Here is an 18787-nt window from a genome sequence, read left to right on the forward strand (position 1 = left end):
CGGTGAAGCTTTCGCTACGCGCGGCGAAGTCGGATTGCGATGCGGATCTGTCACCAATTCTTAGACGAACTGCATTCCGGCCGTAACCCTGTCTTCCTAGTCTTGCCACACTCACAGGAGGACTTACATGCATTCCTTTTTCGAAGAACTGCGCACCCAGCGCTGGGACGATCACCGCTACTACCACCACAGCCGCATCAACCAGGCGCTGCACCTGCTCAGCGCGCTGAGCTTCCTGTGCGCCTATGTGATGCTTTTCGTCGATCCGGTGATCGCCGCACTGCTGAGCTGGGGCGTGGCCATGGTGTCGCGCCAGGCCGGCCACTTCTTTTTCGAGCCCAAGGGCTACGACCACATCAATCAGGCGACGCACGAGCACAAGGAAGACATCAAGGTCGGCTACAACCTGCGCCGCAAGGTGGTGCTGATGGCGATCTGGGCGGCGTCGCCGCTGGCGCTCTACATCGACCCGACGCTGTTCGGCCTGTTCGAGGCGCATACCGACGCGCGCGGCTTCCTGTACAACATGTCGGTCACCTGGATCGCCATCGGCATCGGCGGCCTCATCTTCCGCACGCTGCACCTGTTCCACCTGCAGGGCGTGCAGACCGGCCTGGTGTGGGCGACCAAGATCGCCACCGATCCCTTCCACGACGTGAAGCTCTATCACCGCGCGCCGCTGGCGCTGCTGCGCGGCGAACTGATCGATCCGATGCACGCGCAGCACGCAGCGAAGGCCTGAGTTGCGCGCAGACTTTCGGCTCGACGGCAAACGGGGAAGGGCATCGCCCTTCCCCGTTTTCATCTGCGTGGTCCGGATCGCGTGCGTGCCCGATGGGCGCAGCGGACCGGGCGCACGCCGGTCCGCGGGCGGCTCAGCGCTTCCGTGTCAGCATTTCACGCAGGATGCGCCGGCGTATGCCCTTGTTGCTGGCGCCGGGCGGCGTCCACCACCAGCCGTCGGCTTCCATCTTCGCCGCCGCCGCGACGAAGCGCTCGCACACCGCATCGAACTCGGCCTCGCCGTAATTCAGGCTGAAGATGAAGCGGCCGGTACCGACCCAGCTCAATGCCAGACCTTCGGCGCGCAGGTAGTACTGCAGCATCCAGTTGTAGCGCGACGGTACGGTGTAGGTGACGGTCCAGATCGACTGCATGTGGGCGACGCGCACCGGCAGGCCGTCGGTGCGCAGGCGCTCGTTCAGGCGCTCGGCGCGCGCGTCCCACACGGCGTCGGCGTCGCGGTAGATCGCCTCGATCTGCGGCGTGTCGAGGAGCTTCAGGAATTCGTTCATCGCCGCCATCACGTGCGGATGCGAATTGAAGGTGCCGCGGGCGAAGCAGATGTCGGCCGGCCGGTCGTCGCGGTAGCGCTTCATCAAGCGGTGCGGGCCGCAGACGACGCCGACCGGATAGCCGCCACCCAGCGTCTTGCCGTAGGTGACCAGATCGGCGCGCACGCCGAAATAGTCCTGCGCGCCGCCCTTTGCCAGCCGGAAGCCGAGGAACACCTCGTCGAAGATGAGCACGATGCCGCGCGCGGTGCACACCTCGCGCAACTGCTGCAGCCAGGCGGTATAGGCCGCGCGGTCATAGCCGGCGCGGCGACCGCCATCGACCAGCGACGAGTCGCCGGGCGCGCCGGCATTCGGGTGCAGCGCCTGCAGCGGATTGACCAGCACGCAGGCGATGTCGCGCCGGGTGCGCAGCACGCGCAAGGTGTCGGCGTGCATGTCCTTCAACGTATAGGTGTGCTCGGCCGCGGTCGGATTGCCGACGCCCGGCTGCACGTCGCCCCACCAGCCGTGGTAGGCGCCGCAGAAGCGCACCAGATGGCTGCGGCCGGTGTGATAGCGCGCCAGCCGCACCGCCTGCATCACCGCCTCGGTGCCGGACATGTGAAAGGACACCTCTTCCATGCCGGAGATCGCGCACAGCCGCTTCACGTTGTCGGCGAGCAGCGGATGGTAGGCGCCGAGCACCGGACCGAGCGCCTCGACCGCCGCCGCGCCACGCGCCATGCAGCCCTTGTAGAGATCGTAACCGAATACGTTCACGCCATAGGAGCCGGCGAGGTCGTAGAACACGTTGCCGTCGAGGTCGGTCAGCGTGACGCCGGCCGACGACTGCACGAAGGAACCGGCCTTCAGATGGCTGCGCACATGGCGGCTGAACTGGAAGGGCACGCGGTAGCTGCCGGTGAACTGCATGTCCGACACCATGGACTGCGTGTCGTCGGTCAGCGCGCGGGTACGCGCGAAACGCTGCGCGTACAGCGCGGACAGTGCCTCAAAACCGTTGCGACGACGGGCGGCGACGTCGTCCGGCGCGCCGTCGGCGACGTAGAAGCCCGTTTCGTCGAATTCATAGAAGGGCAGCAGCTTCGCCACCCGCCGCGACATTTTCGAATGGCCGGCGAGCGAGCGGTGCTTGGCCCGCGAAAGCTGGAGCCGGCGGTGCAGCCGCGGCAACAGCGCTGCCAGCGCCGCGGCGCCGGCTACATACAGAGGAAGGGACTCGTTCATATGTTGCACATGTATCAGCGCGAGGTTACGCAACCGTGACTGCACGCGCCCTGTTCCAGCGTCTGCTGGCCAACGACGCGCTGAATTTCGCGCTCACCAATCGCGTCCCGCGCGCGGCACTCACCCGCCTCTTCGGCGGGTTCAGCAAGATCGACCATCCGTGGGTGCGCCACGTGTCGATTGCACTGTGGAAGGCCTTCGGCGATGTCGATCTGTCGGAGGCGAAGAAGACGCACTTCTCCAGCCTGCACGACGCCTTCATCCGCGAACTGCGCGACGGCGCCCGGCCTCTCGACCCGCGGCCCGAAGTACTGGTGAGCCCCTGCGACGCCATCGTCGGCGCCCTCGGTCGCATCGACGGCGACACGCTGCTGCAGGCCAAGGGCATGCGCTACACGCTGGGCGAACTGCTGGGCGACGAGACGCTGGCAGCGCAGCTGCGCGACGGGCACTACGTGACGCTGCGCATCACGGCGTCGATGTACCACCGCTTCCACGCGCCGGCGGACTGCCGCGTCGAGCAGGTGCGCTACTTTCCGGGCGACACCTGGAACGTGAATCCGCCGGCGCTGGACCGTGTCGAGCGGCTCTACTGCCGCAACGAACGCGCCGTGCTGACGGCGCGGATGTACAACGGCACGCCGCTGGTGCTGGTGCCGGTGGCTGCCATCCTGGTCGCCAGCCTGCGTCTGCACTGCGTCGACCTGACGCTGCATGCGGGCTACGCCGGGCCGCACCGTCTGAGCTGCGATTCGTCCGTTCGCCGGGGTGAGGAGATGGGCTGGTTCGAGCACGGCTCGACCATCATCGTGCTGCTGCCCGCCCAGGCAGCGCTGGCACCGCAGGTTCGCACCGGCGAGCGCATACGGATGGGTCAGGCGCTGTTCGCGCCGCCGCCCGCGGACCGCGTGTAGGACAGCCCCGACACGCTGCAGCGCGGCGCACCGACGGAACTTTCAACGCCGGATGCAGAAGATGCTGAGGCGGCGCACGTGCGCCGACCATCACACCAGGGAGCCCGACATGAACATCCATCGCACCGTAGCTGCCACGCTCGTCGCCGCCTTTGCCTTCACGCTGGCCGCCTGCGAGCAGGAAGGACCGGCCGAACGTGCTGGCAAGGCCGTCGACAACGCGGTCGAGAAGGCTGGCGACAAGATCGAGAACGCGGGCGACAAGGCCAAGGACGCGCTGGACGAAGCGCGCAAGTAAGACGCACAGCGCCATGCACGCCGCGCCGATCACCCTCGCCGTGCTGTCCGGGCTGCTGCTCGGGGCGTGCGCGCGTCAGCCCGACATCGCTGCGATCGCCGACAGCCGTACCGCCGAGGCGGCGATGATCGCGGCGGCCACGCCATGGTCCTACGGCGTCGAAAGCCCATATGGCGAGATCGTCCGTATCGACATGCTGTGGCCCCTGGTCGAACAGCCGCTGGAACCGCGCCCGCTCGATGCACCGAAGCAGGATGGCATCGCGCCGCCCGGGCGATACAGCATCAGCATCATGCTGGAGAGCGGTGAGCTGCGCACCGTCGTGCGGCCGAGTCTGGGCAATCTGCGGGTGGGCGATCAGGTGCGTCTGTTCGGCGACGTGATGCTTCGCAGCTAGATGATCCGCAGCGCCGCCTGTACCGCGACTTAACGCATGGACACAAATCAGACACCGGCAGAGAGCATTCCGCCACGGTAAGCGCGGGCGGGATCACTAGAATCGGTCATCCGGATACTCATTACGGACGACGCTCGTGACCCGCCGCTTCCCTGCTCTGCCGCTCCTGCTGTGCGCGCTGCTCGCCGGCTTCTCCGCCGGTACGCAGGCCGGCGATCGCCGAGGGTACGCGGACGCGCTGCGGCGTGCCGACATCGAGCGCTCGCGTACGGACCACGAGTGCGAGCGCGTCGCGGCCGAACTCAGGGACGACTGTCTGGCGCGCAGCAGAATGCAGTACGAGACGACGCTGGACCAGGCGCGCAAGCTGTTTCCCGGCGAAGCGATGACGCCTCTGCAGCCCGAAGAGGCGGCCGCCTACGAGGCGGAACTGGCGGCCTGCAGCACACTCGGCAACAAGGACAGATCCGGCTGCGTACTCGACGTGAAGCGGCGATTCAGGCGCTGAACGCGCTCAGGGCGCGTCTGGCGCACGCTCCGCCCAGCGCTGCTTGATTTCCAGCACCTGGGGCAGGCAGTCGAGGAAGAGGTCGACCAGCCGCGGCTCGAAGTGGCGCCCTTTCTGTTCGACCAGCAGCGCACACGCGTCCTCGACCGACCACGCCTTCTTGTAGGGCCGCTCCGAGGTCAGCGCATCGAACACGTCAGCGATCGCGACGATGCGCGCCTCGATCGGGATCGCGGTTTCGCGCAAGCCGTGCGGATAGCCCGAACCGTCCCATTTTTCGTGGTGCCCGCTGACGATGCGCCGGGCAACGGCAAGCAGGCCGCTGTCGTGCTCGCCGATGATGCGCACGCCGATATCGACGTGGCTTTTCATGACTTCCCACTCGGCGTCGTCGAACTTTCCGGGCTTGCGCAGGATGTGGTCGGGAATGCCGATCTTGCCGATGTCATGCATCGGTGCCGCATGCAGCAGTTCCTGCGCACGCTGCTCGCTCCAGCCGGCGGCACGCGCGAGGATGCATGCGTAGTGACTCATCCTGATGACGTGCAGACCGGTCTCGTTGTCCTTGTATTCGGCGGCCAGTCCGAGACGCTGGATGACCTGCAGGCGTGTCTCGATCAGTTCGCTCACGCTGACCAGCGACAGATGGGTGCGTACGCGCGCACGCACGATGGCCGGACTGACCGGCTTGCAGATGTAATCGACGGCGCCCAGCTCCAGGCCGCGCGCCTCGTCCTCGACATCGCTCAGCGCGGTGACGAAGATGACCGGCACGCGTGCCAGCCGCTCGTCGGCCTTGAAGGTGCGGCAGACCTCGTGGCCATCCATGTCAGGCATCATCACGTCGAGCAGGATGAGATCGGGTTGCTCGGCCCGTGCCAGTTCGATCGCCCGCCGACCGTCGCGCGCGAACAGCAGACGGTACTCTGCTTGCAGTATCTGTTTGAGCACCTGCAGATTGGACGGCTCGTCGTCGACGCACAGCACGGTCTTGCGCACATCAGCTGCGTCGATGGGCACTTCGCTCATCAGTTCTTCGAGCCTGTCCATTCAGGCCTCCGTCTCGTGCAGTTGCGCCGCGTCGGTCGTCTGCATCGTGGCGATCAGGGTGCGCAAATGTTTCATCGCAAGCAGCCCGTCGAAATTCTCGACTGCCTCGGCGAGCGGACCAAGCTGCGCGCGCGCAGGATGGTTGCCGACCGAAGCGAGCAGCCGCGCCAGCGTGAGATCATCGAATTCGCCCCGCTCCAGCGCCTTCAGCAGAGTGTCGGCATGAGTGAGGACGGCCTGTACATCGCAGCCCGCCTCCGCACCCTTCGCCACCGGTCGCTCGGCCACGACGCGCCAGCCGGCAACCTCGCTGCCCAAGGCCGACAGCGCGGCCCCGACGTCGGCGATACGCGCACTCAGTGCCAACGGCTGTTCGGTCGTTGCAGCGTCCTCCAGGCCGCCCAGCGTGGCGGCCAGTTGCACGGCCCCCAGATTGGCCGCCACCCCGCGCACGCGGTGCGTCAGCGCACGCAGCCCGTCGCGCGCCGGCAGCGCGGCGAGACGATCAAGCTCCTGAGTCAGCCCGGCGTTCTCGTCGAGCAGCCGCTGCATGCCCCGCTCGACACGCTCGTGGGTGCGCCACAGTGCGAGTGCGCGCTTCATGTCGATCACCGGGTCTTCGGTGCGCACGTCGGCGCGGTCCTCAGTGACGGCCGTTCGCAGGCCGAGCACGCGCGCGGTCTCGGCGTACAGCGCCTCAAGGTCAATGGGCTTGGTGGCGAATCCGTTCATGCCCGCTCTGCGCGCGGCCTCGCGGTCTTCGTCGAGCACGCTGGCGGTCAGCGCGATCACCGGTACCGGCGGCCGGCCGGCACGCAGTTCGGCGGCGCGGATGGCCCGCGTGGCGTCGAGCCCGCTCACGCCGGGCATGTGAAGATCCATCAGGATAAGGTCGAAGCGTTGGGCGCTTGCCCGAACCACCGATTCGGTCGCCTCGGTGCACGACGCCACCTCGTGTCCGTCTCGCGTCAGCAGGGAAGCCAGCAGTTCGACGTTCTGCTCGACGTCATCGACGACGAGCACCCGCATCGGCGGCAGCGCCGTCGGTGACGCCTGCGCTGCGACGGGCGCGCGGCCGGGCCGCAGGGGCAGCGTGAAATGGAAAGTGCTGCCGGCCCCCGGCGTACTGCGGGCACCGATCCGGCCGCCCATCAGTTCGACCAGCTGTCTGCAGATCGACGTACCGAGACCGGTACCGCCAAAACGGCGGCTCATCGACGCGTCGGCCTGGGTGAAGGGTTCGAAGATGGCATCGAGGCGCTCCGGCGCAATGCCGATGCCGGTATCGCTGACCGCGAAATGCACGCCATCCGCCTGCACCCGCACAGTCACCACGACTTCGCCGCGCTCGGTGAACTTGACCGCGTTGCCGATCAGATTGGTCAGTACCTGGCGGATGCGCAGCGAGTCGCCGCGGTAGTAGCGACCGACCCCGCTGCCAATGTCCACGCGCAGCGTCAGTCCCTTGTCGGCGGCCTGCACATTGAGCGTCATCACCAGCTGGCTCAGCAGCTCGGGCAGGTCGAAATCGAGCTCTTCGAGTTCGACCGCACCGCGTTCGAGCCGGGCGGTATCGAGGATGTCGTTCAGCAGGCGCAGCAGCGAACGCGCGGAATTGCCGACGATCTCCAGCGGACGCCGGTGCTCGGGCGGCAGTTCGCGGCCGAGCAGCACGTCGGTGAAGCCGATGATGGCATTCATCGGCGTGCGTATCTCGTGACTCATGTTGGCGAGGAAGGCCGATTTCGAGGCCGCTGCCTGCTCGGCGCGCTCCTTCGCCGCGCGCAGCTCCTGCTCGATCTCGCGTCGCTCGGTGATGTCGAGGATGACGCCGTCTATCCACTTGATGTCGCCGTCCTCGTTGCGTACCGCCGAGCCGTGCTCCCACATCCAGCGGACGGAGCCATCGGCGTGGGTGATGCGGTACTCGACGACGAAGGGCCGGTGATCGCGGATCGATGCCTCGACCACCTTCCAGGTGTGTGCGACGTCGTCCGGGTGCGTGATGTCGTTGAAGGTGCGCACCGCGTTCTCGCCGACGAAATCGGAACTCGGGTAACCGGTCAGCGTCAGCGTCGCGTCGCTCATGAACAGCATGGTCCAGTGCGCATCCATCAGGCAGCGGTAGGCCACACCCGGAATGTTGCCGATCAGTGAGCGCAGCTGCGCCTCGCTTTCACGCACCGCGCGGGCCATTTCCTTGAAGCTGGAAATGTCGGCGATGTAGCAGACGAACACGTCGCCCTCGCGCAGGCTGGCGTGACCGATCGACACATGCATGGGCAGTTCGCTGCCATCGCGCCGACGGCCAACGATTTCTCGCCTGCGCCCGGCCAGCGACGGCACGCGCGTGCGCCTGAACTCGGCCAGATAGGCGGCGTAGGTTTCGCCCTCGTCGGGCGCGAGCAGCAGACGGAAATCGCGTCCGCGCATTTCCGCCTCGCGCCAGCCGAACATCTGTTCCGCGGTCGGGTTCATCGTCTGCACGATGCCTTCCGCGTCAAACGTGACGACGCCATCGACCGGCGTCGCGAGCAGTGCACGCATGCGCGCCTCGCCGGCGCTGAGCTGATCGACCAGTTGCCGGTAGCGCAGCAGCGCGCTGGTGCCGAGGGCGAAGCCGGTCAGGCCCACGGTGCCGATCAGGACGAGCACGCTGAGCACCAGGGTATCGACGTGCGGCGCGCTTTCGGCGACGCCCGTGAATCGCGCTGCCGCCATGCCTGCGTAGTGCATGCCCGCGATCGCCAGCCCCATCACCGTTCCGCTCACCGCCAGGCGAAGCCGGCGATCGGAAATGGGCACGAAGAACTTCACCCACAGCGCCAGCGTCGCCAGCACCACAGCCACCGCGATCGACACGCCGAACATGAAGGGGTCGTAGCGCAGCTGGGCCTCCATGTGCATGGCCTGCATTCCGGTGTAGTGCATCAGGCCGATGCCGCCGCCCATCAGCACGCCACCCGCCAGCAGTTCGCGCGGCGTCAGCGAGGGGCGCGTCATCAGCTGTATGGTTGCCAGCGCGGCGAGCAGGCTGGGCAGCATGGAAGCGAGCGTGATCCACGGGTCGTAGCGCACGGTCACGCACAGGTCCAGCGCCAGCATCGCGATGAAATGCATGGCCCACACGCCGCCGCCCAGCGCCAGGCTGCAGCCGAGCTTGATCAGCCACGCCATGCGTTGATGCGGCGTCTGTTCCGACTGGCCGACCGTGTACAGCGCGACCAGCGAGGTGAAGACGGCCACCAGCAACGACAGCGCGACCAGCGCCGGATCGTGCGTCATCGGCAGGATCAGCGCAGCGTCGTCGGTGCCGGAGGTGAAGAAGTTCTGCATCGTGCCGAAGTGACGTATGGTGGGCATTGCCGCTCAGCACGGCATCTTTGTCACTTACGGCGGTTTCGCCCGGCGCCTTGATGTTCCGACCCGCTTTTTTTCCCTACACCGAGGAAGATCGTCACTGTTTGCCCGGAGGGTGTGGCAAGACCGGTCATGTCGCCCGGCGCATCCGCACCGCCGTGCAGCGCGTGTTCAGGCGGCTGAAGCCGTTGAAGCGTTCTCTGCTGCTGCTCGCAGCGGTGACGCTTGGTGCGCAGGCGGACGACCGGCTGTCCTTCGCCGTCTGGGGCGACATGCCCTACAGCCGGGTCGAGCGCGAGCTGGCGGCCGACCTGCTGGCCGAGCAGGCCGGTCAGCCGCTCGCCTTCTCCCTGCACATCGGTGACCTGAAAAGCGGTAACCAGCCCTGCGACGACGCGCTCTACGCAGACCGGCATGCTCTTCTGGCGGGTTCGCGCCACCCAGTGGTGCTGCTGCCCGGCGACAACGACTGGCTGGACTGCACCCGCGCGTCGGCCGGCGGCCATGATCCGTTCGAGCGACTCGAGGCGCTGCGCAAACGCTTCTTCACCGCGCCCGCCGCGTTTCCGCTGCATCGACAGGCTGCAGCGCCGGAGAACACCCGCTGGCTAAGTCATGGCGTACTGTTCATCGGGGTGAACCTGCCGGGCAGCCCCCTGCCCGACAACGCCGCCGCGCGGGAATTGCGCCGCAACGTGCTCCACTGGCTGGACGAGGCCGCGGCGCTGGCCGATCCGCAGACCGTTCGCGCGACGGTGATCGCCTTTCATGCCCATCCGGGTTTCGTTGCGCACGCGCGCGGCGGGGCGTCAGTGCGCCATGCGTGGTTCCTCGACCGGCTGGTGGCCTGGGCGAAACACGACCGGCGACCGCTGCTGCTGATACACGGCGACACGCATACCCACCGGGTCGATAAACCCTTGGTCGATCCGGCCACCGGCGAGCGCTTCGAGCACGTGACACGGCTTGAATCGCACGGCTCGCCGTGGCTGGGCTGGACGCGGGTGGATGTGGACAGCGCGGCGCCCGCACCCTTCCGCTTCCAGCCCTACCGCCTGCCCCGCGACTAACGGGACGTCGCCCGAGCGCCGGAATGAAAAAGGGCGCATCCGGATGGATGCGCCCACAGCGGCGACCTGCGTCGACGCGGGATCAGAACGGACGATCGAGCTGCAGCGATTCCTTCGGGCCGCGGTAGATCAGCGGCTTCACCTGCTGCGGGTTGCCCGGAATCTGCGCCTGCTCCACCGCGGCGACGATCTTCTGGTGGAAGGGCGACTTGTCGCACACCGGGTCGGCGGCAGCCGGGTCGTTGGCGATCATGTAGGCCTGGCAGCGGCAACCGCCGTAGTCCTTTTCCTTCTCCGGACAGCTGGAACAGGGCTCCTTCATCCAGCCGGTGCCGCGGTAGCGGTTGAAGCCTTCCGATTCGTACCAGATCTCGCGCACGCTGCTGGTGCGCACATCCGGAAATTCCAGCCCAGGCAGCATGCGCGCGGTGTGACAGGGCAGCGCCTTGCCGTCCGGCGTGATGGTCAGGAAGATGTTGCCCCAGCCGTTCATGCACTTCTTCGGCCGCTTCTCGTAGTAGTCGGGCACGACGAAGAACAGCTTCATCTTGTTGCCGTGCTTTTCGCGCCATTCGTTGGTGATGCGCTCGGCGCGCTCCAGCTGTTCGCGCGACGGCAGCAGCTGGTCGCGGTTCACTTGCGCCCAGCCGTAGTACTGCGTGTTGGCCAGTTCGACGTACTCGGCGTCGATGTCGTCCGCGAGCTGCAGGATGGCTTCGATGTGGTCGATATTGTGGCGGTGGATGGTGCAGTTCATCACCATCGGGTAGCCACGCGACTTGATCAGGTCCGCGGCGCGGCGCTTCAGGTCGAAGGTGCGGGTGGACGACAGGAAGTCGTTCATTTCGCGCGTCGAGTCCTGGAAGGACAGCTGGATGTGGTCCAGCCCGGCTTCCTTCAGCGCGTCGATGCGCTTCTCGTTGAGGCCGACGCCCGAGGTGAGCAGGTTGGTGTAGTAGCCCAGCCGGTGCGCCTCGGCGACCAGCAGTTCGAGGTCGTCACGCAGCATGGGCTCGCCGCCGGAAAAACCGCACTGCACCGAACCGAGCGCGCGCGCTTCGCGCAGCACCTTGAACCACTCCTCGGTCGTCAGTTCGTCTTCATGTTTGGCGAAGTCGACCGGGTTGTAGCAGTACACACAGTGCAGCGGGCAGCGATAGGTCACCTCGGCCAGCAGCCACAGCGGCGGCCCTATCGTGCTCGCGTCCTGAGCGGCTTTCGCTTCGGCGAGATCGGTCATGTCGTTTCCACCCACTTCTGTTGCAGCGCCAGTTCGACGAAATTGATCACGTCCTGCTGCAGGCCCTGCGCATTGAAGGTCTGTTCCAGATCGGCGGTGATGTCGGCCACGCTGGCCTCGCCGGAACAGCGCTTCAGGATTTCGCCGGCGCTCTGGTTCAGCTTCACCATGCCTTCCGGGTACAGCAGCACGTAGGCCTTCTGCGCCTCTTCCCACTGGATGCGGAAGTGGCGGCCGATCTTCGGCACCGATGCGGTCGTGACGGTCATCGCGGCACTCACTTGTTCACGCCGTAGGCATTGGCCATCGCGTCGTTCATCGCCCACAGCACGTCGAGCTTGAACTGCAGGATGTTCAGCGCGCGTTCCTGCATTTCACGCGTATTGAAGTAGTTCAGCGTCACCGCCAGCCCCTGCTCCACGTCGCGGCGCGCCTGCGACACGCGGTTGCGGAAGTACTGCAGGCCGGTCGACTCGATCCACGGATAGTGCTCCGGCCAGTTGGCGAGGCGCTCCTTGTGGATCTTCGGCGCGAACAGTTCGGTCAGCGACGAGCACACCGCTTCCTGCCAGGGGCGCTGACGGGCGAAATTGATGTAGGCATCGACCGCGAAACGGACGCCGGGCACGACGTGACGCAGATCGACGATTTCCTCACGCGTCAGGCCGGTGGCGATGCCCAGCTTGATCCACGCCTCGATGCCGCCCTCGTCGCGCACCACCGAGCCGTCCGGCCCGGTGATTTCGTAGCCGTCGTGATCGAGGATGCGCTGTATCCACTGGCGACGGATTTCGCGGTCCGGCGTGTTCGACAGGATGGCCGCGTCCTTCACCGGAATCGCGATCTGGTAGTAGAAGCGGTTCGCCACCCATCCGCGGATCTGTTCCGGCGTCGCCTTGCCGGAATTGAGCATCACGTTGAACGGATGGAAGATGTGATAGGCGGCGCCCTTGTCGCGCAGCTTGGCTTCGAATTCTTCGTGGTTCCAGGGCTGTTGCGTGCTCATAGCGTGATGTCCATTCCGTCGTACGAAACTTCGATGCCGTGCGCGTCCAGCTCGCGGCGTTGCGGGCTTTCCTCGTTCAGGATCGGGTTGGTGTTGTTGATGTGGATGAGGATCTTGCGCGTCGTCGTCGGCAGCTTGTCCAGCCACTCGATCATGCCGCCCTCGCCACTCTGCGCCAGATGGCCCATGTCGCGCGAGCGCTTCTTCGACGCGCCGAGCGCGATCATTTCGTCGTCGCTCCAGCAGGTGCCATCGACCAGCACCACGTCGGCCGCCTGCATGGCCGCCCACACCTGCGGTTCGATCTCGACCAGACCGGGGGCGTAATAGATCTTCTTGCCGCTCTTCACGTCCTCGATGGTGACGCCGACGTTGTCGCCGGGCACCGGCTTGTCACGGCGCGGCGAGTAAGGGGGTGCGTTGCTGCGCAGCGCGTGCGAGTGGAACTTCAGGCCGGGCGCGCCGGGTATCGTGAATTCGGCGCCATCGATCGGCAGTTCGTTCCACTCGATACCGCAGTAATGGCCGAGCAGCCTGAACAGCGGATTGCCTTCGGTCAGGTCCTGGCGCACCGGTGCGGTGGACCAGATCTGGTGCGGCTGGCGATGCTCGCGCAGCATGTAGAGGCCGGTCGTGTGGTCGATCTGGCCATCGATCAGCACGATGGCCTTGACTGCGGTATCGCGCAGCGCGCGCGCCGGCTGCAGATCGGGGAACTGCTGGAACTGGGCCAGGATGTCCGGCGAAGCGTTGAACAGCACCCAGTTCTCGTTGTCGCCACTGACCGTGATCGACGATTGCGTGCGTGCGCGCGCCTTGATGGTGCCGCGGCGCAGACCGTCGCAATTGGGACAGTTGCAATTCCATTGCGGGAAACCGCCGCCCGCGCCGGAACCGAGTACGTGCAGTCGCATGCTTCTCCTCCACTGGCCATCGAGGGCCTGATTTCTTGTGCCGACGTCCTGGCTGGACGCCGGATGATTCAGGGCCCGCGCCGCAGCGGGGCCGGAAAGACGGGATGCCCGGCAGGGCGAACCTGCCGGGCGATCGCAACCTTAGCGGTTGGCGACGTACATCGTGATTTCAAAGCCAAAACGCAGGTCGGTTGCCTTCGGGGTTTCCCAGCTCATGGTTTTCTCCTGACAGTCGGTTTAAGAATGTGCGTCGTCATCCAACGCACTTCCAGTATCACCACCCGCCCCGTCGCCCGCGTCGCCGCCGGATTGAAGCGCGGCTAGGGAAATTCATGAAGGTCACTGCACGACATCGACCTTCACCCACACTCGCCGCTGCGACTGCGCGTCGCGCGTGCCGTAGCGCGTGACGCCGCGCTCGCTTACCTGTTCGTCGTGGCCGGAACTGCCCAGTTCCATCCATTCGCCCAGCCGGCCGCGCAGCGTGCTGACCAGCCGCGCCGAGCGCACCTCGCCGTACTGGGTGTCGGACAGCGATTCCTTCTGCGGCGAAATGTCCAGTGTCACCTGGTCGCCGTTGACGCGCGGCATCGCGTAGAAGCCGCTCGAAATGTCGCGGTACTGCGTGCCCTGACTCACCACCGCACCGCGCGGCCCGACCACCATCTGCGTGAAAGGAATGGGCGTCGAACTGCCCGCCTGTATGAAGGCGGCACCGCCCTCGACCACCTGCACGCGCTGCGACAGACGGTCAGCCGCGTCGCCGCGGGTAGACCACACCCGCGTCTGAACACGGCTGTCACCGCTCCGGCCCTCGATCACCGCACCTTCGCGGCCGCCATCCGGTACGCGGACGCCCGCGTTGCCGGCACGGATGTCGCCTGACACGGCCACGCCGTCGCGTCCGATCGAGTCATCGTTGTCCTGGCGCACCGAAATCATCAGGCTGCGCAGCGGCGTATCGAGTGCGTCGATAGCCTGCTTCACCGCCGCGCGGGTGGACGCATCGGCGCGGATGAAGATGCGGTTGTTGGCACCCGACAGCGCGGCATCGTCGCCGACCAGCGGGCGCAGCGCGGGCAGCACCTGGTCAGGCGTGCGGTGCTTCAGCGGAATGATGTCGAGCTTGACCTGGGCTGCCGCAGCAAGCGGCCATAGCAGGCAAAGCAGAAGCAGTCGTCGGCACAGCGGACGGAACATGGCGGAAATGGGCATCGGGCACCTGCGGCAAGTGAGCTTTACGCGAGTGTAGACGTCCGACGGCGGGGAAAGGTCCGGTCATGAGGACACGGGGGTCGCGGCGCGCTGAGGTGGGAGCAGTCTCCCGAGCGCGACCGCCGCGCTCTGGCGAGGGACGGTATTTGATCGCAGGCCCTGTCGCGGTCAGAAGACCGCTCCCACAAGGGCTGGCCAGACCTGCAGCCTGAGCCTGGGCCGCGGCTCTGTGGGAGGGGTCTTCTGACCCCGACTGCAACGTGTGTGCGGGAGACGGCGCCCGATCAGGCGGCGACGTGGGACATGCTGCCGGCGAAATCGACGCGGTGTGCCGACGCCAGGTACTCGCGCGTGCGCATTTCGATCAGACGGCTCACCGTGCGGGTGAACTCGTTGGCGTGCGGGCCGTCGGTGTACAGATCTTGCGCCTCGACTTCGGCCGACAGGATGAGCTTGACGCGGAAGTCGTACAGCACGTCCACCAGCCAGGTGAAGCGGCGCGCTTCGTTGGCCTGGTCGCGCCCCATCTTCGGCACGTTGGAAATCAGGATGGAGTGATAGCGGCGCGCCAGTTCGAGATAGTCGTTCTGCGAGCGCGGACCACCGCAGATTTCGTCGAAGTCGAACCAGGCCGCGCCGAGCGAGCGGTCGCGCGTCTTCAGCGTGCGACCGAGGATTTCCAGCGGGCCCGGTGGGCACGGTTCGCCGCAGATCTGGCGGAAGTCGTCGGCCAGCTTGGCGTCGGCGTCCTGGCCGCCCGGCACCATGAAAATGTCCATCCGTTCGAGCGAGCGCAGGCGGTAGTCAATGCCGGCGTCGAGTTCGAACACTTCGAGCCGCTTCTTCAGCAGTTCGATGGTGGGCAGGAAGTTCTGCCGTTGCAGGCCGTTCGGGTAGAGCCCGTCCGGCGGATAGTTGGAGGTGGCGACGAACACGACGCCGCGCTCGAACAGCGCATCGACCAGACGGCCGAGGATCATCGCGTCGGCGATGTCGGATACATGGAATTCGTCGAAGCACAGCAGGCGGGTCGCCCGCGCGATCTCGTCGGCAACCTGCGCCAGTGGATCGGCTTCGTTCTTGTGCTTTTTCAGCGCTTCGTGGATCTGTTGCATGAAGGCGTGGAAATGCACGCGCTTCTTGCGACGGTAGGGCACGGCGTCGTAGAAGCAGTCCATCAGGAAGCTCTTGCCGCGCCCCACGCCGCCCCAGAACCAGACGCCGCGCGGCGGCTGCGCGCGCGACAGCAGCTTGCGCAGCTGGGTGCGGCGGGCTGCCTTGAAATCGAGCAGCTCGCCGTACAGCTTCTGCAGCCGCTCGGCGGCAGCGCGCTGCGACGCGTCAGCGGTATAACCGCGCACCTTCAGCTGGGCCTCGAAGGTATCCAGCATGCCCCGCTCGGGAACGTTCAGTATCTTGTGCGGAGGCATGGTGCGCGGGTCCCGGATCAGAAGTGCAGCGGACGCTTGTCGCAGGCCAGCGCGGCTTCGTGCATCACTTCCGACAGCGTCGGATGTGCGTGGCAGATGCGCGCGATGTCTTCCGAGCAGGCACCGAATTCCATCGCCACCACCGCCTCGGCGATCAGCTCCGACGCGTTGTTGCCGATCACGTGCACGCCCAGGATGCGGTCGGTCTTGGCGCAGGCATACATGCGCACGAAACCGGTGGTGTCGCCCTGGCCCAGCGCGCGGCCGTTGGCTGCGAACGGGATCTGGCCGGCCTTGTACTCGATGCCTTCGGCCTTGAGCTGGGCTTCGGTCTTGCCGACCCAGGCGATTTCCGGATGGGTGTAGATGACCCAGGGCACGGTGTCATGATTGACGTGTCCGTGCTGGCCGGCGATGCATTCGGCCACCATGACGCCCTCTTCCATGCCCTTGTGCGCCAGCATCGGGCCCGGCACGACGTCGCCGACCGCCCATACGTTGGCCAGATTGGTGCGGCCCTGTGCGTCCACCTCGATGAAACCGCGCTCGCTGATCTTCAGGCCGACCGATTCGCCACCCAGACCGTCGGTGTTCGGAATGCGACCGACCGACACGATGAGGCGCTCGCATTCGAGCACGTGCTGCTCGTCCTTATGCTCGTACTCGACGCGCACACCGGCATCGGTACGTTCGACCTTGCCGATCTTCGCACCGAGCTTGATGCCCAGCTTCTGCTTGGCGGTGAAGGTTTTCCAGGCTTCCTTGGTGATCGCCGCATCGGCGGCCGACAGGAATTCCGGCGCCGCTTCGAGGATGGTCACGTCGGCGCCGAGGCGCTTCCACACGCTGCCCAGTTCCAGGCCGATCACGCCGGCGCCGATCACGCCGAGCTTCTTCGGCGCGCCGTCGAAGGCGAGCGCGCCCTCGTTGTCGCAGATCACCTTGTTGTCGACCTCGATGCCCGGCAGGTGACGGGCACGCGAACCGGTGGCGACGATGACGTGCTTGGCCAGCACGTGTTCGGTGGCACCGTTGCGGGTGACCGCAACCTTCCACTTCTCGTTCTCGCGGCCGGCGAAGCTGCCCAGGCCGGACAGCAGCGTCACGTTGTTCTTCTTGAACAGACCGCGGATGCCGGTGGTGAGCTGGCCGACGATGTTGTCCTTGCGCTTCATCATCACCGACACGTCCATCTTCGGCGACTCGACCGAAATGCCGTGCATGACGAAGCTGTGGTTGGCCTGCTCGAACAGTTCGGACGACTGCAGCAGCGCCTTCGACGGGATGCAGCCCACGTTCAGGCAGGTGCCGCCGAGGCGCACTTCGCCCTTCGGGTCGGCGTAGCTGTTGTACTCGATGCAGGCCGCGCTCAGGCCCAGCTGGGCGGCGCGGATGGCGGCGACATAGCCGCCGGGGCCGGCACCGATCACAACAACATCAAATTCCTTGGACATCTTAATTGCTCCGGAAAAAGAAGCAGTCTTGGTCCGGCGCGCCACCCGGCCCTCTCTCCGGGCGGCGCGCAGACGTCAACATGCAATGAGAGGGTTTATACGTCGAACAGCAGGCGGGCCGGGTCTTCCAGCGCCTCCTTCATGGTGACCAGGCCGAGCACCGCTTCGCGGCCATCGATGATGCGGTGGTCGTAGGACATCGCCAGGTAGTTGATCGGGCGGATCACGATCTGGCCGTTCTCGACCACCGGACGGTCCTTGGTGGCGTGGATGCCCAGAATCGCCGACTGCGGCGGGTTGATGATGGGCGTCGACAGCATCGAGCCGAACACGCCGCCGTTGGAGATCGAGAACGTGCCGCCGGTCAGTTCCTCGATCGACAGCTTGCCGTCCTTGGCCTTCTGGCCGAACTCGGCGATCTTCTGCTCGATGTCGGCAAAGCTCATCTGGTCGGCGTCACGCAGGATGGGCACGACCAGACCGCGCGGGCTGCCCACGGCGATGCCGATGTCGAAGAAGCCGTGATAGACGATGTCATTGCCATCGACCGAGGCGTTCAGCACCGGGAACTTGCGCAGCGCCTGCAGGGCCGCCTTGACGAAGAAGGACATGAAGCCGAGCTTGACGCCGTGCGTCTTCTCGAACTTCTCGGCGTACTTCTTGCGCAGTTCCATCAGCGGACCCATGTTCACTTCGTTGAACGTGGTCAGGATGGCGTTCTGCGCCTGCGACTGCAGCAGACGTTCGGCGACGCGGGCACGCAAACGCGACATCGGCACGCGCTGCTGCGGACGGTCGGCCAGCAGTTCTTCGAGACGGACCGGCACCGGCGGCTGCGGCAGCGCAGGCGCTGCGGCTGCCGACTGGGCGGCGGTCGGTGCCGGACGCGCGACAGCGGCAGACGGCACTGCCGGGGCCGGTGCAGCGGGTTGCGGTGCGCCCGCGGCATCCGGCTTGGTGATGCGGCCACCACGGCCGGTGCCCTGCACGTCGCCGGCCGACAGGCCGCGTTCGTCCATGATCTTGCGCGCCGCCGGGCTGGCCGGGCCGGACGCGGCCGCCGACGTGCTGGCGGCGGCAACGGCTGCCGGCGCGGCGGCCGGTGCGGCAGCGGGCGCTGCCGCCGGAACGGCTGCGGATGCCTTGGCGTCGGTGTCGATCTGGGCGATCAGCTCGCCGCTGGTGACCGAAGCACCGTCCTGCTTGATGATCGCCACCAGTACGCCGGCATCCGGCGCCGGGGTTTCGAGCACGACCTTGTCGGTCTCGATGTCGATCAGGTTTTCATCGCGCGACACCGCCTCGCCGACCTTCTTGTGCCAGCGCACGAGCGTGGCTTCGGCCACCGATTCGGACAGCTGGGGAACCTTCACTTCGATAAGCATTTGATTCTTTCTCCCTGTCGG

At 66.3% G+C, this 18787-nt stretch carries 18 protein-coding genes; 6 read left to right on the plus strand and 12 right to left on the minus strand.

Annotated elements, in window-relative coordinates; genetic code table 11:
• Positions 1 to 127 precede the first annotated feature (127 nt).
• Complete coding sequence (locus METFAM1_RS0104220) at positions 128 to 742, plus strand: hypothetical protein (protein WP_019918330.1); 615 nt, start codon at positions 128 to 130, stop codon at positions 740 to 742.
• 133 nt (positions 743 to 875) lie between these two features.
• Here METFAM1_RS0104220 and METFAM1_RS0104225 read toward each other — a convergent pair whose 3' ends face one another.
• Positions 876 to 2525, minus strand: a complete 1650-nt coding sequence (locus METFAM1_RS0104225; protein ID WP_024300450.1) for an aminotransferase class III-fold pyridoxal phosphate-dependent enzyme — start codon at positions 2523 to 2525, stop codon at positions 876 to 878.
• A gap of 35 nt (positions 2526 to 2560) precedes the next feature.
• Between METFAM1_RS0104225 and asd the strand changes: the two genes are divergently transcribed.
• From asd to METFAM1_RS0104245, 4 genes are all read left to right on the plus strand, one after another.
• On the plus strand, positions 2561 to 3439 hold the full coding sequence (gene asd, locus METFAM1_RS0104230; RefSeq protein ID WP_019918333.1) for an archaetidylserine decarboxylase: 879 nt from the start codon (positions 2561 to 2563) through the stop codon (positions 3437 to 3439).
• A 109-nt stretch (positions 3440 to 3548) separates the two neighbouring features.
• On the plus strand, positions 3549 to 3737 hold the full coding sequence (locus tag METFAM1_RS0104235; RefSeq protein WP_024300451.1) for a hypothetical protein: 189 nt from the start codon (positions 3549 to 3551) through the stop codon (positions 3735 to 3737).
• 13 nt (positions 3738 to 3750) lie between these two features.
• Positions 3751 to 4134 carry a hypothetical protein gene (locus METFAM1_RS0104240; RefSeq protein WP_019918335.1) on the plus strand — a complete coding sequence of 128 codons (384 nt, stop codon included), beginning with the start codon at positions 3751 to 3753 and terminating at the stop codon, positions 4132 to 4134.
• 136 nt (positions 4135 to 4270) lie between these two features.
• Complete coding sequence (locus tag METFAM1_RS0104245) at positions 4271 to 4642, plus strand: hypothetical protein (RefSeq protein ID WP_019918336.1); 372 nt, start codon at positions 4271 to 4273, stop codon at positions 4640 to 4642.
• A gap of 6 nt (positions 4643 to 4648) precedes the next feature.
• On the opposite strand, the gene METFAM1_RS0104250 is transcribed toward METFAM1_RS0104245, so the two are convergent.
• Together METFAM1_RS0104250 and METFAM1_RS0104255 are read right to left on the minus strand one after the other, a co-directional pair.
• Complete coding sequence (locus METFAM1_RS0104250) at positions 4649 to 5692, minus strand: response regulator (protein ID WP_019918337.1); 1044 nt, start codon at positions 5690 to 5692, stop codon at positions 4649 to 4651.
• Positions 5693 to 9055, minus strand: a complete 3363-nt coding sequence (locus METFAM1_RS0104255) for an MHYT domain-containing protein (RefSeq protein WP_019918338.1) — start codon at positions 9053 to 9055, stop codon at positions 5693 to 5695. It abuts the gene before it with no gap.
• Positions 9056 to 9108: 53 nt separating this feature from the next.
• Here METFAM1_RS0104255 and METFAM1_RS0104260 point away from each other — a divergent pair, with 53 nt between their 5' ends.
• The gene (locus METFAM1_RS0104260) at positions 9109 to 10122 is read left to right on the plus strand and encodes a hypothetical protein (RefSeq protein WP_232419649.1); all 1014 of its coding nucleotides are present in this window, start codon (positions 9109 to 9111) and stop codon (positions 10120 to 10122) included.
• Positions 10123 to 10204: 82 nt separating this feature from the next.
• Here METFAM1_RS0104260 and pqqE read toward each other — a convergent pair whose 3' ends face one another.
• The 9 genes from pqqE to odhB form a co-directional block, all read right to left on the minus strand.
• The gene (gene pqqE, locus METFAM1_RS0104265; RefSeq protein WP_019918340.1) at positions 10205 to 11362 is read right to left on the minus strand and encodes a pyrroloquinoline quinone biosynthesis protein PqqE; all 1158 of its coding nucleotides are present in this window, start codon (positions 11360 to 11362) and stop codon (positions 10205 to 10207) included.
• Positions 11359 to 11631 carry a pyrroloquinoline quinone biosynthesis peptide chaperone PqqD gene (gene pqqD / locus METFAM1_RS0104270; protein WP_019918341.1) on the minus strand — a complete coding sequence of 91 codons (273 nt, stop codon included), beginning with the start codon at positions 11629 to 11631 and terminating at the stop codon, positions 11359 to 11361. The genes pqqE and pqqD overlap by 4 nt, the downstream gene beginning before the upstream one ends.
• An 8-nt stretch (positions 11632 to 11639) precedes the next feature.
• The gene (gene pqqC / locus METFAM1_RS0104275) at positions 11640 to 12368 is read right to left on the minus strand and encodes a pyrroloquinoline-quinone synthase PqqC (RefSeq protein ID WP_019918342.1); all 729 of its coding nucleotides are present in this window, start codon (positions 12366 to 12368) and stop codon (positions 11640 to 11642) included.
• A complete protein-coding gene (pqqB, locus tag METFAM1_RS0104280) occupies positions 12365 to 13282 on the minus strand; it encodes a pyrroloquinoline quinone biosynthesis protein PqqB (protein ID WP_019918343.1) in 918 nt (305 codons plus the stop codon). Before pqqB ends, pqqC begins: the two co-directional genes overlap by 4 nt.
• A gap of 141 nt (positions 13283 to 13423) precedes the next feature.
• Entirely contained in the window at positions 13424 to 13498 is a 75-nt protein-coding gene (gene pqqA, locus METFAM1_RS20515; RefSeq protein WP_008060142.1) for a pyrroloquinoline quinone precursor peptide PqqA, read from the minus strand.
• 123 nt (positions 13499 to 13621) lie between these two features.
• Positions 13622 to 14497, minus strand: coding sequence for a hypothetical protein (locus tag METFAM1_RS0104285; protein WP_024300453.1), 876 nt, complete (start codon positions 14495 to 14497; stop codon positions 13622 to 13624).
• A 284-nt stretch (positions 14498 to 14781) separates the two neighbouring features.
• On the minus strand, positions 14782 to 15927 hold the full coding sequence (gene zapE / locus METFAM1_RS0104290; protein ID WP_019918346.1) for a cell division protein ZapE: 1146 nt from the start codon (positions 15925 to 15927) through the stop codon (positions 14782 to 14784).
• A 17-nt stretch (positions 15928 to 15944) separates the two neighbouring features.
• Positions 15945 to 17381 (minus strand): dihydrolipoyl dehydrogenase, encoded by a 1437-nt coding sequence (gene lpdA / locus METFAM1_RS0104295; protein WP_019918347.1) that lies wholly within the window; start codon positions 17379 to 17381, stop codon positions 15945 to 15947.
• 95 nt (positions 17382 to 17476) lie between these two features.
• Positions 17477 to 18766 (minus strand): 2-oxoglutarate dehydrogenase complex dihydrolipoyllysine-residue succinyltransferase, encoded by a 1290-nt coding sequence (odhB, locus tag METFAM1_RS0104300; protein ID WP_019918348.1) that lies wholly within the window; start codon positions 18764 to 18766, stop codon positions 17477 to 17479.
• Between the last annotated feature and the right edge of the window lie 21 nt (positions 18767 to 18787).

It is taken from the genome of Methyloversatilis discipulorum (assembly GCF_000527135.1).
Taxonomy (GTDB): domain Bacteria; phylum Pseudomonadota; class Gammaproteobacteria; order Burkholderiales; family Rhodocyclaceae; genus Methyloversatilis; species Methyloversatilis discipulorum.

Excerpts from the sequence above, each read along its gene's own strand:
- METFAM1_RS0104220 (WP_019918330.1), top strand. The coding sequence starts at position 128 with ATGCATTCCTTTTTCGAAGAACTGCGCACCCAGCGCTGGGACGATCAC.
- METFAM1_RS0104225 (WP_024300450.1), bottom strand. The coding sequence starts at position 2,525 with ATGAACGAGTCCCTTCCTCTGTATGTAGCCGGCGCCGCGGCGCTGGCA.
- METFAM1_RS0104235 (WP_024300451.1), top strand. The coding sequence starts at position 3,549 with ATGAACATCCATCGCACCGTAGCTGCCACGCTCGTCGCCGCCTTTGCC.
- METFAM1_RS0104240 (WP_019918335.1), top strand. The coding sequence starts at position 3,751 with ATGCACGCCGCGCCGATCACCCTCGCCGTGCTGTCCGGGCTGCTGCTC.
- METFAM1_RS0104250 (WP_019918337.1), bottom strand. The coding sequence starts at position 5,692 with ATGGACAGGCTCGAAGAACTGATGAGCGAAGTGCCCATCGACGCAGCT.
- METFAM1_RS0104255 (WP_019918338.1), bottom strand. The coding sequence starts at position 9,055 with ATGCCCACCATACGTCACTTCGGCACGATGCAGAACTTCTTCACCTCC.
- METFAM1_RS0104260 (WP_232419649.1), top strand. The coding sequence starts at position 9,109 with ATGTTCCGACCCGCTTTTTTTCCCTACACCGAGGAAGATCGTCACTGT.
- pqqE (WP_019918340.1), bottom strand. The coding sequence starts at position 11,362 with ATGACCGATCTCGCCGAAGCGAAAGCCGCTCAGGACGCGAGCACGATA.
- pqqD (WP_019918341.1), bottom strand. The coding sequence starts at position 11,631 with ATGACCGTCACGACCGCATCGGTGCCGAAGATCGGCCGCCACTTCCGC.
- pqqC (WP_019918342.1), bottom strand. The coding sequence starts at position 12,368 with ATGAGCACGCAACAGCCCTGGAACCACGAAGAATTCGAAGCCAAGCTG.
- pqqB (WP_019918343.1), bottom strand. The coding sequence starts at position 13,282 with ATGCGACTGCACGTACTCGGTTCCGGCGCGGGCGGCGGTTTCCCGCAA.
- METFAM1_RS0104285 (WP_024300453.1), bottom strand. The coding sequence starts at position 14,497 with ATGCCCATTTCCGCCATGTTCCGTCCGCTGTGCCGACGACTGCTTCTG.
- zapE (WP_019918346.1), bottom strand. The coding sequence starts at position 15,927 with ATGCCTCCGCACAAGATACTGAACGTTCCCGAGCGGGGCATGCTGGAT.
- lpdA (WP_019918347.1), bottom strand. The coding sequence starts at position 17,381 with ATGTCCAAGGAATTTGATGTTGTTGTGATCGGTGCCGGCCCCGGCGGC.
- odhB (WP_019918348.1), bottom strand. The coding sequence starts at position 18,766 with ATGCTTATCGAAGTGAAGGTTCCCCAGCTGTCCGAATCGGTGGCCGAA.